11 protein-coding genes are annotated in these 14436 nt (G+C 32.2%); 2 read left to right on the plus strand and 9 right to left on the minus strand.

Going from position 1 to position 14436, the window contains the following annotated elements; genetic code table 11:
- Window positions 1-15 precede the first annotated feature (15 nt).
- Together KW502_RS07005 and KW502_RS07010 are read right to left on the minus strand one after the other, a co-directional pair.
- The gene (locus tag KW502_RS07005; protein ID WP_219039834.1) at window positions 16-1626 is read right to left on the minus strand and encodes a lytic transglycosylase domain-containing protein; all 1611 of its coding nucleotides are present in this window, start codon (window positions 1624-1626) and stop codon (window positions 16-18) included.
- A gap of 106 nt (window positions 1627-1732) precedes the next feature.
- A complete protein-coding gene (locus KW502_RS07010; RefSeq protein WP_219039835.1) occupies window positions 1733-2920 on the minus strand; it encodes a phosphoglycerate kinase in 1188 nt (395 codons plus the stop codon).
- Between the two features lie 87 nt (window positions 2921-3007).
- Here KW502_RS07010 and KW502_RS07015 point away from each other — a divergent pair, with 87 nt between their 5' ends.
- Window positions 3008-4156 (plus strand): DNA polymerase III subunit, encoded by a 1149-nt coding sequence (locus KW502_RS07015; RefSeq protein WP_219039836.1) that lies wholly within the window; start codon window positions 3008-3010, stop codon window positions 4154-4156.
- A gap of 46 nt (window positions 4157-4202) precedes the next feature.
- Here KW502_RS07015 and KW502_RS07020 read toward each other — a convergent pair whose 3' ends face one another.
- From KW502_RS07020 to KW502_RS07050, 7 genes are all read right to left on the minus strand, one after another.
- Entirely contained in the window at window positions 4203-4754 is a 552-nt protein-coding gene (locus KW502_RS07020) for an OmpH/Skp family outer membrane protein (RefSeq protein WP_219039837.1), read from the minus strand.
- 217 nt (window positions 4755-4971) lie between these two features.
- Window positions 4972-5832, minus strand: a complete 861-nt coding sequence (locus tag KW502_RS07025) for a class I SAM-dependent methyltransferase (protein ID WP_219039838.1) — start codon at window positions 5830-5832, stop codon at window positions 4972-4974.
- Window positions 5832-6326, minus strand: a complete 495-nt coding sequence (locus tag KW502_RS07030; RefSeq protein WP_219039839.1) for a hypothetical protein — start codon at window positions 6324-6326, stop codon at window positions 5832-5834. Before KW502_RS07030 ends, KW502_RS07025 begins: the two co-directional genes overlap by 1 nt.
- A 20-nt stretch (window positions 6327-6346) precedes the next feature.
- Window positions 6347-6847: a hypothetical protein gene (locus KW502_RS07035; RefSeq protein WP_219039840.1), complete on the minus strand. Its 501-nt coding sequence runs from the start codon at window positions 6845-6847 to the stop codon at window positions 6347-6349.
- A gap of 32 nt (window positions 6848-6879) precedes the next feature.
- Complete coding sequence (mnmG, locus tag KW502_RS07040; protein WP_219039841.1) at window positions 6880-8751, minus strand: tRNA uridine-5-carboxymethylaminomethyl(34) synthesis enzyme MnmG; 1872 nt, start codon at window positions 8749-8751, stop codon at window positions 6880-6882.
- A 14-nt stretch (window positions 8752-8765) separates the two neighbouring features.
- Entirely contained in the window at window positions 8766-9185 is a 420-nt protein-coding gene (ybeY, locus tag KW502_RS07045; RefSeq protein WP_219039842.1) for an rRNA maturation RNase YbeY, read from the minus strand.
- Window positions 9178-12693, minus strand: a complete 3516-nt coding sequence (locus KW502_RS07050) for a DUF4175 family protein (RefSeq protein ID WP_219039843.1) — start codon at window positions 12691-12693, stop codon at window positions 9178-9180. The genes ybeY and KW502_RS07050 overlap by 8 nt, the downstream gene beginning before the upstream one ends.
- A 176-nt stretch (window positions 12694-12869) precedes the next feature.
- Here KW502_RS07050 and gltX point away from each other — a divergent pair, with 176 nt between their 5' ends.
- Entirely contained in the window at window positions 12870-14393 is a 1524-nt protein-coding gene (gene gltX, locus KW502_RS07055; RefSeq protein ID WP_219039844.1) for a glutamate--tRNA ligase, read from the plus strand.
- Window positions 14394-14436: the final 43 nt, after the last annotated feature.

Genomic DNA, 14436 nt, shown 5'->3' on the forward strand with positions numbered 1-14436 from the left:
TAACTTTTGGTGAATTTAACCGTTAGAAACTTTAATTTTCATTCCTGGTTTTAACTTGTGACTGCTAATATCATTCCACTTTTTAATATTTTGTACAGAAATACCAGGAAATTTCTTAGAAATACTCCACAATGAATCTCCACTTCTTACAATATAATACTTTTCAGAATTTTTATTTGTTGATTTTGACTTTTTAATATCAACAGGATTCGTGGCAACAGGTTTTTTAGGATAAATGGTTAAGTATTGCCCTACTCTAATGTTGTTATTTCGCATGTTATTCCATCCTCTTATTTTGCTTACTCCTACCCCATATCGCTCTGCAATTTTCCCTAAATAATCTCCCGAACGTACACGATATCTAATTTTATCATCGGCTTCATAATACTTCGGTAAAGATTTCTCTTCAGCTTCAGCTAAGATAGCTTCTTCGGCATAATTGTAAATAAGGTTTTCATTAGCTACAAAAATTCCGGTTTCTACTAAAGGTAATCTTATGTAATATTCTTCATCTTCAATATAAGGAATGATATTTAACTTATAACTAGGATTTAGAAACTCTAATAGTTCAGTATCAATATTGGTTACTCTTGTAATTTGATCAAACTTAATTAATTGTTTTACTTTTATGGTATCGGTTTCAAAATAGGTGATTTTTGGCTGGTAGGGTTGGTAACCGTGCTCGTCTGCATATTCAAATAAATACATGGTGGCTAAAAATGCGGGTACATAGCCTGCTGTTTCTCTTGGTAAATAGTTGCGAAGTTCCCAATAATCTTTTTTACCGCCGCTACGTCTTATGGCTTTTGAAACATTACCAGGACCAGAGTTATAGGATGCTAACGCCAAATCCCAATCACCAAATGTATTGTATAAATTAGATAAATATTTACAAGCTGCCTCTGTGGCTAATACGGGATCCATACGCTCGTCTACATAACTACTTACATCTAAGCCATGCATTTTACCGGTGGCAAACATAAATTGCCAAAGTCCCGTTGCTCCTACTCTAGATTTTGCTGTTGGGTTTAGTGCCGATTCAACAATGGCTAAATATTTTATTTCTAAAGGAATATCATATTTATCTAGTTTTTCTTCAAATAATGGAAAATAATATTGTCCCAAAGACATTAATCGTTCCATCGATTTTTTATTGCGTTTTAGATAATACTGAATAACGCTTTCTAAAGATTCGTTATAGGTAACATGAAACGGTGTTTTTGCGTTAAGCTTTGCTAAACGTTCTTTTAAAAGCTCTGTAGAAATAACTTTATTAACCGTATCGTTATAAGGTATGTTTTCAATACTTTTTTGCATCTCATCGTATAAATTAGAATCTAAAAGCGTTTGTTGCCAAATAGAATCGATAAGCGCAGGTTGGTGGTAATCTCTTAACCCAAATAAAACATTTTCATTTAAAAAACTTGAAGAAGGAGAAAATGCTGTAAATTTTGCTTCAATCACACGATCAAAACCTGGATGTCGCTCTACTTTTTTGGTAAAATCTATTTCTTCTTGATTTTCTTTAACCACTAAAGCAACAGAGTCTTTCTTTTTTTCTGGAGTTTGTGCAAACGCCACTCCGGTAATTAAAGAAATTCCTAAAACAACATTTTTAATCTTCATATTTTTTCTTTTGTACTTAATATTAGGGTATAACAACACCTATACTAAAACTTTATTTATTAAGAATTAGTATAGGTGTTATAGTAAATTGAATCAAAAATAATGCCTAAGCTTTTTCTATAGCTGCAATACCTGGCAAAGATTTTCCTTCTAGTAATTCTAACATCGCACCACCTCCGGTAGAAACATAACTTACCTTATCTTCAAAACCAAATTGCTTTACTGCCGCAACGCTATCACCACCTCCTACTAAAGAGAAAGCTCCGTTTTTAGTAGCTTCGGCAACAAAATTACCTACGGCAATGGTACCTTTTGCAAAAGCTTCCATTTCAAAAACACCTAATGGACCGTTCCATAAAATAATTTTAGAATCTAAAATTACTTGTTTAAGGTTTTCTAATGACTTTGGTCCTGCATCTAAGCCCATCCAACCGTCAGGAATACTATCGATAGCAGCAGTGTCTTTATTTGCTTCAGCATCAAATTTATCGGCAATTACACAATCTACAGGAAGTACAATATTGGTGTTTTGCTCTTTTGCTTTTTTCAAAATAGAAAGTGCAAGTTCTAGTTTATCGTCTTCTACTAAAGAATCTCCTATTTTACCGCCTTGCGCTTTTATAAACGTATAAGCCATACCACCACCAATGATTAGATTATCTACTTTTGATAAAATATTCTCTATCACTGTAATTTTTGAAGAAACTTTTGCTCCTCCTAAAATTGCTGTTACTGGTTTTTCTTTAGAATGTAATACTTTATCTAAACTTTTAATCTCTTTAGCTAACAAATATCCGAAACATTTATCTTCAAAAAATTGAGCTACTACAGTCGTAGAAGCATGTGCTCTGTGTGCAGTACCAAAAGCATCGTTAATATAAATATCGCCGTGCTTAGCTAATTTTTTAGCGAAGTTTTCATCTCCTTTTTTTTCTTCTGCATAGAAACGAAGATTTTCTAATAATAAAACTTCTCCGCTTTCTAATTCTTCAGACATTTTAAAAGCTTCTTCGCTTACGCAATCACTAGCAAATTTTACTTGTACACCAATTACTTCTGAAACTTTGTTGACAATGTGTTTTAAAGAGAATTCTTCATTTACGCCACTTGGCCGCCCTAAATGAGACATTAAAACTACAGCACCACCATCTTCTAAAACTTTAGTAATTGTTGGTTTGGCTGCTTCGATTCTGTTAGCATCTGTTACTTCATGCTTGTCGTTTAAAGGCACGTTAAAATCTACACGGATTAAAGCTTTCTTATCTTTAAAATTATAGTCTTCAATGGTTTTCATAAATATGTTTTTTTCAAATTTAATTATTTATTGCTTTGTGTAGTAAATTCAACCAAAATAAATCTAAAATAACTATTTTCGCCGCGTATGTTATTTAAAAATATTCTAGGCTCAACGCATTTAAAAAAGCATCTTACCGCAACTGCTGATAATGGTAGAATACCACACGCACAGTTATTTGTAGGTGCTACAGGTTATGGTACTTTACCTATGGCTATTGCTTACGCTCAATATGTATTATGTAAAAATACTGAGGGAGAAAATACTAATGGCAATCAGTCTTGTAATGTAAAATTTAATTCTATAAAACATCCAGATTTACATTTTTCTTACCCTGTAATTAGCGGAAAAACGAGTTCTAAGCCAAAATCGACCGATTTTATTACAGAATGGCGAAATTTTGTAAATGAAAATCCTTATGGAAGTTTATATGATTGGTATCAATCGCTAGGTGTTAAAAATCAGCAAGGAGAAATTAGAGTTAATGAAGCGGCAGAAATTTTAAAAACACTTTCGTTAAAATCTTATGAAGGCGGATTTAAAGTTTCTATCATCTGGGGTGCCGATAAGATGAATACCGATTGTGCCAATAAGCTATTAAAGTTAATTGAGGAACCTCCAAATAAGACCTTATTAATCTTAATTGCAGAGAACGAAGAAGACATTATACAAACCATAAGATCGCGTTGCCAAGTACTGCATTTTCCTCCATTAGGTGAACAAGTGATTGCCGACGCGCTTAAAGAACATCATAATACGAGTTCTACTGATGCTTTAAAAATCGCTAATAGAGCTCAAGGAAATTACAATACAGCTCTTCATTTTTTGCATAATGACGATGATGACTTACTGTTTGAAGAATGGTTTATTGCTTGGGTAAGAACAGCTTTTAAAGCGAAAGGAAATAAGGCTTCTATAAGAGACCTTATTAGCTGGAGTGAAGAGATTGCTGCTGTGGGTAGAGAATCTCAAAAACGTTTTTTATTGTATTGTCAAAATTTCTTTAGACAAGCCTTAATGCAAAATTATACCCAAGGAAAACTGGTGTATTTAGAACCCGCCACTAAAGGATTTCAAATTGAAAAATTTGCTCCTTTTGTGCACGGCAATAATATAATAGAAATTACTGAAGAATTAGAGAAAGCCATTTACCATATTGAGCGTAATGTAAACGCTAAACTGGTACTTACAGATTTATCAATTAAACTAACGAGATTACTTCATAAAAAAGCATAAAAAAAGCCCTCGAATGAGGGCTTTTGATAGCTATAAATAGTCTATATTATTCTTCTGTAGAAGTTTCTTCTTCAGTCTTTTTTGTTTCAGTTACTCCGTATTCTTTATTTAAAGCTTCTAATACTTCGTCTGTGATGTCTTTACCCTCTTTTGCATACATAATGTTTGCAGACTCGTTAGAACCAAAAATATAAGTATAACCCTTATCTTTACCGTAGTCACCTACAAAATCTTTTACTTTTGTGATTAAAGAGTCAATAATTTTATCACTTTCTTGACGTAACTGTCCACTTTGCATTTGTTGTTGTCTAGATAACATTTGTTGCTTTTGCATTAACTCTTGTTCTTTTTCTTGACGCTGAGCTGCAGACATAGATTGTGACTTACTTTGATATTCTTGAACTTCTGCTTGAAACGCTTTGGCTACAGAATCTAAATTACGTTGAAGTTTTTCTGAGCGTTCATTAAAAATCGCTTCAGTTTCTTTCATCTCTTTAAAATCTTGAATCAAAATTGTATTATCTACGTAAGCAGTTTTATCTTGATCACAAGAAGTAAGTATAGCTGCGCCAAAGATTACCAATGCAATTTTTTTCATCTTTTTCAATTTTATAATTAGTGTTGCGAAAGTAAGAACTATTTTGAAAAAATAATAATTATTTCAACTATTATAAAAATCTATGTTATTTTAATTGTAATAAAATAAAACTATCAAAAATAACTTAATTTAAAGTCTTCTAATTAGTTTTATTTAAATCTTTAGCTCATAGATTGTTTCGTCAATAAAAGTTCGTTAAAAAGCCTATAAATAAGTTTTAATATTTCTTGAAGACGTAAATATGGCTAGAATATTCTTTTGTAGATTTTGCTTTAAGGTTGCTCGTTAAACCTACTCGAAAAGCTTTTAAATAATTAGAACTTCCTGTTTTATATTTTTCTGAAAGTAGACTTACATAATAGGAGTCAAAAATTAAAGGTAAAGTATTTTGCAATTTGAAATTATGGTTTTTCATTAAGCGCTGTATTCCTTCTTTAGAAAAATGCCAAAGATGTCGCGGCACATCATAAGCTGCCCAAAACTCTTGATAGTGTTGTGCATCATAACTTTTAAAATTTGGTACAGCAATTATTAGGTAACCATTACTATTTAATAAATAATGAAACTTCTCCAGCTGATTTTCTAAATCTGGAATGTGTTCTAACACATGCCAAAGCGTAATCACATCATATGTATCTATTGAAGAAAGTAAAGAAATATCTTCTACTAAATTAATTGTTTTTTCTTTTGCTAATTTTCTTGCCTGTGCATTTGGCTCTACTCCCCTAACCTTCCAATTTTTTAGCTTAGCCGTTTTTAAGAAATCTCCCGTTCCGGCTCCAACATCTAATAAACTTTTATCTGAATGTTTAACTAATGAATTTATTAGTTTCACTTTTTTTTGAAGCATTACATTTTTAACGCCTTGATAAAGTTTATCAGAAAAGTTTTTAGAAGCATCTGTATGCGAAATGTAATCTTCACTTTGGTAGTATTTAGGAAGACTCTCTAAGCTTGGTTGTGGCTGTGTAATTAAAATATCCTGATGATCATTCCAAACCAATTCAAAATTTTCATTAGAAACTGTATGATCTTTACAGGAAATATATACCTGAGAAGTAGAATTAATATATGTCATTAATTAATAATCCTATTATAGTTAGTTAATTTTTCAATTACAGATTTCTGTCGTAGTGAATTTTCTATCAATACATCTTTTCCATCTTTATCGGTCACTTGAATATTGATGTACTTATAAACTTCTTTTTTAACAACATCATCACGTTTTTTATCTTCTTTAAGTCCCAATGCTTGAAAAAATATACCGCTAAACAAGTCTATATATTTGTCTTTATCAGAGCTAAAATATATATAAACGGTCAATTCTTCTTTACTATATAATTCTTTGGTTATAAAAGAAAAAGGCAAATAGTCTTCTTTTATATTAAAAAAACTTTTTGTTTTATCTTCAAATCTATCTTTACTTCCTGTAAACTCAAAAGCGTAATTTGATAAGCTAGTTTCGTATTTTGGTTGAATAATTTCGTAGGCTTCAATCCTTCTTGCTTTATGTATTCTAAAACAAGATTGAAATGTAAAAACTAATATAAAAAGTAAAATTATTTTCTTCAAAATTAGTTGATTTTAAATTTCTAATTAAGATAATATCTAAAATCATTAAGCTTTTTAAGCACAGCTTTTCTACGATCATCATCTTCAGAAAATACATCTTTACCCTGCAAATCTTTCACTTTTACGTAAACATAATTATAAACATCATCTCCATCTTTTGATATATGATCGCTTTCAATTGCATCTTCAAAACCTATCACATAATTAAATATAGCAGTGAATAAATCTATCTTTTTATCTTGATCTGAGCTCAAGTAAAAACTCACCTCTAATTCTTCTTTCGGGTAAAGAATTTTAGTTTTAAAAGGTTCTGGCAAATAATCTTTTTCAATTTGAAAAAATCTCCTAGCCTTAGGATAAAAAGAAATTCGACTTGCATTTAAATGAAACCCATAAGAAATTGCTCCGTTCTTTAATCTTGAATCGTACAATTTGTAGCTATCAATCCTTCTTGCTTTATGGATTCTAAAACAAGATTGAAAGGTAAAAACCAATACAAAAAGTAAAATTATTTTCTTCAAAATTAATATTGTTCCACGTGGAACATTTTAAATTACCTACCCATAAAAACTAAAAGTACCGATATATCTGCAGGACTTACTCCACTTACTCTTGAAGCTTGAGATACGGTTTTTGGTTGAATTTTATTCAATTTTTCTCTCGCTTCCATAGACATTGATTGTAATTTCATATAATCGAAATCTGAAGGAATTTTCAAGTTTTCTAAACGATGGAGTTTATCTGCATTATTTTTTTCCTTTTCAATATAACCAGAATACTTCACCTGAATTTCTGTTTGCTCCAATACTTCGTGATCAAACTGATGCTCTTGAATGTACTTCTCTACAGAATCAATTTTTCGCATATCATCCATCGATATATTAGGACGCGCAAAAACCTTAAACATCTTACCGCTTTGCTTTACAGTTGCTGAATTATTCGCTTCTAATATCGGATTTATTTCTTCAGGATTAACACTTGTTTCTCTAAAAAAAGAGACAAATGCATCTGAAGAGTCTTTCTTCGACTCCATTCGCACCATACGTTTTTGAGAAGCTAAACCAAGTTTATACGATTTTTCTGTTAATCTAAAGTCCGCATTATCTTGTCGTAAAAGCGTTCTGTACTCAGCTCGTGATGTAAACATACGATAAGGCTCTTCTGTTCCTTTAGTAATTAAATCGTCTATTAAAACACCTATATAAGCTTCATCTCTACTTAATACAAATTCTTCTCGTTCTTGAACTTTCAATGCTGCATTAATACCAGCCATTAATCCTTGGCAAGCTGCTTCTTCATAACCAGTGGTTCCGTTAATTTGACCGGCAAAATATAAACCTTCTACCAGTTTAGTTTCTAACGTATGTTGTAACTGTGTAGGTGGAAAATAGTCATACTCGATAGCGTAACCAGGTCTAAAAAACTTTACGTTTTCAAAACCAGCTACAGATTTCAAGGCTTTATACTGAACATCTTCTGGCAACGAAGTTGAAAACCCATTCACATAATATTCTACGGTTTTCCATCCTTCTGGTTCAACAAATAATTGATGACGATCTTTATCTGCAAAACGATTTATTTTATCTTCTATACTGGGGCAATATCTAGGTCCAACACTTTCAATTCTTCCATTAAACATAGGAGAACGATCAAAGCCTTCTTTTAATAAATTATGTACTTCTGGAGAAGTATAGGTCATATGACAAGAACGTTGTTCTTTTAAAGGTTTCGTCACATCCAGATAAGAAAACTTTGCTGGAACATCATCTCCTGGTTGTTCTACCATTTTAGAAAAATCTAACGAACGTCCATCCACTCTTGGCGGCGTTCCTGTTTTCATTCTTCCCGACTCAAAACCAAGATTAAGTAAATCTGCAGTAATTCCTGTGGCAGCTCTTTCACCAGATCTTCCACCACCAAAATTCTTTTCTCCAATATGTATTAGTCCGTTAAGAAAAGTACCATTGGTCAGCACTACACTTTTAGCTTTTATCTCTAAACCTAGAAATGTTTTTACGCCGGTTACTTTTCCGTTTTCAGAAAGAATACCTGAAACCATTTCTTGGTAAAAATCTAAGTTTGGAGTTTGTTCTAACATTAAACGCCAATCTTCAGCAAAACGCATGCGGTCACTTTGCACACGCGGACTCCACATAGCGGGTCCTTTAGATTTATTCAGCATTTTAAATTGAATAGCACTAGTGTCACTTACAATTCCGCTATAGCCACCCAAAGCATCAATTTCACGAACAATTTGCCCTTTAGCAATACCTCCCATTGCAGGGTTACAAGACATTTGTGCTATATTTTGCAAATTCATCGTGACTAATAAGGTTTTACTTCCCATATTAGCAGCGGCAGCGGCAGCTTCACTTCCTGCGTGGCCACCTCCTACTACTATTACATCATATTCTTTATCAAACATTACCTTATAAATTTCTATTGTTCCACGTGGAACATTTTAATTTTTTCATTTTCTTTAGCACGCATTAACTGTGCATCTTCTTCAGATTTATCTTTATAACCACAAAAGTGTAAAAGACCGTGAGCAATTACTCGTTTTAATTCTTCATCAAAAGAAACCTTAAATTTTAATGCATTTTCCGCTACACGCTCAGTGCTTATAAAAATATCACCATGTAAAATATTACCTACAGTATTATCAAAACTGATGATGTCTGTATAGTCGTCATGATTTAAATACTTTACATTTATATCATGTAAATATTCATCATCACAAAAAATATAATTGATATCTCCTTCTTTCTTTTCTTCTGATATTAAAACCTTACGCAACCAATTTTCATAAGTTGGTTTATTCTCTAATTCGAAATTATTTTCATTAAAAAAATTAATCATTCGCTTTGAAATATTCTTTAACTTTTATCTTAAAATTTTGCTGCAAAGGTAAGCTTTGTCTATTTAAAATTTCAGTAGTGTTGAAATATTCTTTCGCCTTATCTAATTGAAGTTGAGTTGTATTTTGATAATCTTTTCTGTTAGTTTCAGATTCACGCTTATTGTCTTGGCCTTTTTGCAAAGAAGCTTCTTCTAATTTTAATAATTGGTGTTGAATATTCTTCATCTGTGATTCTGTACGTTCAGTTACACCACCTCTTAATAATTCATCTTCTACTTGTTTCATTTGTCGAGCTAAGTTTTGCGCTTTAACATCTAAACCCTCTTTGCGAATCATATCTTCTAATTGATTTCTCAATTCTTGTTGTTCCTTATAAATCTCGTAAATTTCTCCGCTTAATTGTTCTGAAGATTTGCTGCCCTGTTGTTCTAGTTGACCTCCATTGCCATCTTTACTATTTCCTCCAGATTGTCCGTTTTCACCGCTTTTTCCATTTTCACTTCCTTGTACAGATTCTCCTTCTTTACCAGAACCTGGACTCCCTGATTGTGCTTCTTTTTTTCCCTTACCCTCACCTACTTGTTCACCTAATTCACCTTGTTTTTGAATAATATCTTGCAGTTGAAAACCTCTTCCTTCAATTTGGCCTTCTCCTTGACCAGGACTTGGTTGTCCTTCTCCTTGACCAGAACCCATAGCCATAGATTGCATTTGCTGCAAAGATTCGTTTAACATATTGGCTAAATCATTAGTTCCTTTAAACACATATTGTTGACTGGAAACTCCAGTGTGAATTTGATTTTCTGATAACCTTTCTAAAGATTTATCAATATTAAATTCAATATCGGTAAGCTGAGATGTTATCTGATCTCCTATCATTGGGTTACGCAAAGCTAAGGCATATAAACTATCATCAACGTGATTAAAGTTTTCTTTTAGTACGTATTGGTAGCGTAGTTTCTTAGCATATTGCGGACTATTTTCTTTAATGTTTTTGAAATCTTCCATTAAATCTTCTTGCTGAAAAGAAAAAGTAATAAGATTATCTAGAATTTGTCTGAGCATTGCAGCGTCTTCTTTATTTTGTTCGGCTCCACCTTGTTGCATTTTACTCATCATTTGCTGACCCATTTCTTGCATTTTCTCTCCAGCAGATTTTTGCTTTTGCTTAGCTTTTTGAGAAGGCGAAGGCTTTTGTGACTTGCCATCTTGCTTATCTCCTTCTTGATTTTTTTCAGGATTATTCTCGTCACTAGGATCAGAATCCTCAGATTCTTCAGAAGATTTTTTTGACTCTTGCGTTTCAGATTTTTGCAATTCTTCGCTAGCCGTTTTTTGATCCTTTTTTACTCCTTCTTCTTTTTGAGCGTCACGAGGAAGATCCATTGGTTTTTCAAGATTTTGATTTTCTTTATTTAAATCATCTAACTGCTTTTGTAATTCTTCAAAAGCTTTATTCATTTTATGTTGTTCTGCTGCTGAATTTTCTTCTTCATTTTGGGCAAGCTTTTCTTGTTTCTTACCCAGCTCTGTCATTTCTTTAGAAACCTGCTCTGCCTTTTTCTGAACATAATAACGCTTGGTAAGTTCTAAGAGTTGCTCTAAACTTTTTTGTTCATTTTGATTTTGCTTACTTAACTTTTCTATTTTTTGATTGAGTTCTTCTTTCCCAATTTTATCTTGATATTTCTCCAGTTCTTTCAGCAATTCTTCATTTTGCTCAATACGTTCTTCATTTTTTTGTAAACGTTCTTGCAACTGTTCTTTAAATTTATCGCTTTTTTCACGTTGAAATTTCTCTAAGTTTTCCTTCATTTGCTTAGAGTATTCTTTCATCATTTTCTCTTGCTGCTGTTGGCGCTGTATGTAATTTTCTAACTTCTTGCGATCATTATAATTCAGTTCTTTTTTTTCTTTTTGTAATTGATCTAATTCTTGAAGTTCCTTATTTCCTTCCTTCATCTTCTCCAAAGAATTATCCATATCTTTAATGGTTTCTTCTTGACTGTTTAATTGTTGTTGAGTCTCTTCATCTTCGGTAAATTTTCGATACGAGAAAGTTTCACTTTTAGTTCGCTTATTGCCATTTAACTGATCATTATCGTAAACCTGAAAATAAAATTCGTAAGGTTTTCCGCGTTCTAAGTCCAAATCATTTGGGAACGAATACACAAAATCATCAAACGTAGAAGTGCTAATTTTTATGTTTTCTTTTTTAATCTGTTTAGGGTTTTCAACTGGAAAGTAAATCAATTCTAAATTTTTTAATCCGTAGTCATCTGCAACTTTTCCGTAGAAATACATGATTTGATTATCTAAAGAATCTCTTTTCATCTCTAGCTCTAACTCTGGAAATTCATCACGAACTACTTTTAATTGATAAGACAGTTGCTCGTAATTTTTAAGCTGTTTATTAGATGTCGATATTTGATAATTAGTGCTTCTAAATATTTGTTGTTGAAGAGAAAATTCATCATCGCTTTTTTGAAAAACTCTTGAAGTATCTGGTAAATTTAGCTGAATTTGATTGGTAGATTTTGCTTTTAATTTCCAAGAAACTTTAGTTCCTTCTGGGATAGTTGCATTTCCAGTACCTTGAATTTCTTCATCTTTTTTAGCGACATACGCAGGATAATCTAATTGGATTACAAAATTAACCAGAATTGGTACATTAATCACTTCTAATTGATATGGTTTTGATGTCACCTCGTTAGAACTGAAGTAGAATTCGGTATTCTTTGAAACGCGGTCAAACGTATATTCGAAAACTCCGGGATTAATTTTTTTCAAAAAATACGTTTCTCCATTATAATGAATACTTGCATTTTCTGGAATTACACTTCCGTCCGTATGAATTTGTAGTGTTAGACTTTCATTTTCTTTAACCTGTAAGTTATTTTGATTCAGCTGAAATGAAAAAGGCGCCGGTGGCTCGTAAGCTTGATCGTAATTTACGACACGCGTATAACTTTCTGAAAATAAATAACTGTTACCAGAAATGTAAATCGCTAAAAAGATAAACACCGGAATAATGGCATATTTTAGATATTTTAAATTCGATTTAAAATTAACCGCAATTTGAAAAGGTACTGGTTGTAATTCTATAGATTTTTGATCGATACTCGCTAATAATAATTCAGAATCATTTGTAGTTGCATTTTTATGAAGCTGAAGTATATTTAGTAGTTTATCGTTAACTTCAGAAAAATGTTCTCCGATAATTTTAGAAGCCTGTTCATAATCTATACCTTTAGATAGTTTGAATAATTTTGCTAACGGGTATAAAATAAATCTTCCAAACAAACTCGCCTCTACCCCAACAAAAAGCCAAAATAAAATTTTTCTCCCAAGGGTATTTAGCCAGAAAAAATATTCAAAAGAAACGGTCACTAAAAAATATAAAAAACCTATAGCGAAAAATAAAATTGCACCTTTCACTAATTCGTTTACATAATATTTTCTAATAAAAGCTTCTAACTTATGCTTGATAAGTTGGTAATTATTCATCTAAAATCTGTTTGTATTTTGTGTAACTTCTAAAACTACAATAAAAATTTAAGCTATCTAAATGGCTTAAGTAGTTTAACACCAGTTATTCAACAAATATCTTACCCATTATATCTTCTGGTTTGGGTTGAATATTCGATAGATAAGATTGTATCTTTGCTAAAAAACAGAAAAGAATGTCTCAGAAAGTACGCGTGCGTTTCGCTCCAAGCCCAACCGGACCTTTACATATTGGCGGTGTTAGAACTGCTTTATTTAACTACCTTTTTGCTAAAAAGCATGAAGGTGATTTTGTATTGCGAATAGAAGATACCGACCAAAATCGTTATGTTCCCGGTGCCGAAGATTATATTATAGAAGCTTTAAACTGGTTGAATATTCCTTATGATGAAGGCCCTGGTAAAGAAGCAGATTTAGGACCTTATCGCCAGAGTGAGCGTAAAGGTTTGTACAGAGAATATGCCGAGAAATTATTAGCTAGTGGAAATGCTTATTATGCATTTGATACTCCTGAAGAACTTGCTGAAAAAAGAGCCGAACTTGAAGCTAAAAAAGAAACCTTTATTTACAATTGGCATAACCGTAATGAGTTAAACAATTCTTTATCACTTTCTAAAGAAGAAGTAAAACAGAAAATCGAAAGTGGCGAAGCTTATGTCATTCGGTTTAAAGCCCCAGAAAATGAAGAACTTGATTTGCAAGACGAAATTAGAGGTGATATACAAGTAAATACGAAAGTGCTTGACGATAAGGTTTTATTTAAAAGTGACGGGATGCCAACCTATCATTTGGCAAATATCGTAGATGACCATTTAATGAAAATTACACACGTTATTCGTGGTGAAGAATGGTTACCTTCTATGGCTTTACACGTTTTGTTATATCGTGCTTTTGGATGGGAGATTCCAAAATTTGCGCATTTACCGCTTATTTTAAAACCCACAGGAAAAGGTAAATTAAGTAAACGTGATGGTGATAAAATGGGATTCCCTGTATTTCCATTACAATGGAAAGATCCTAAAACAGGTGATCTAGCTTCAGGTTATCGTGAAGATGGTTATTTGCCACAAACGGTAATTAATATGTTGGTATTCTTGGGTTGGAACGAAGGTGAAGGATCTGAAAAAGAAATTTATACCCTAGAAGAATTAGTAAAAGCTTTTAGCTTACAACACGTTTCTAAAGGAGGTTCTAAATTTGATCCTGAAAAAACAAAATGGTTTCAGCACCACTACTTGCAAGAACAAGACAACATTAATTTAGCAGAAGAATTTTTACCTATTCTAAAAGAAAAATATTTAGAACCTGCTTTAACTTATGTAGAAGAAGTAATTAAAACCATTAAAGAACGAGCAACATTTATAAGCGATTTTTGGGAACTGTCTTCTTTTTATTTTGTAGCGCCTACAGAATTTGATGCGAAAGCTGCTAAAAAAGCTTGGAAAGAAGGAACTGCTGAAATCATGCAAAATGTAAAAAATGTAATTGCTGAAGTAGAAGATTTTACTCAAGAAAACCTGCAAGAACATCTTAAAGGTTGGATTAACGAACAAGGTATTGGATTTGGAAAAGTAATGCAACCCTTACGTCTTGCTTTAGTAGGAGAAATGAAAGGACCCGATTTGTTTCATATCATGACTTCAATCGGAAAAGAAGAAACGCTACAGCGAATAGACTTTGCCAATGAAAAGCTGAGTTAGCCTTTTTTTATACTGAATCAAATTCAGCATAAAAGAAATAGAA

Source organism: Mesonia aestuariivivens (assembly GCF_019311235.1).
In the GTDB taxonomy this organism is placed as follows: Bacteria; Bacteroidota; Bacteroidia; order Flavobacteriales; family Flavobacteriaceae; genus Mesonia; species Mesonia aestuariivivens.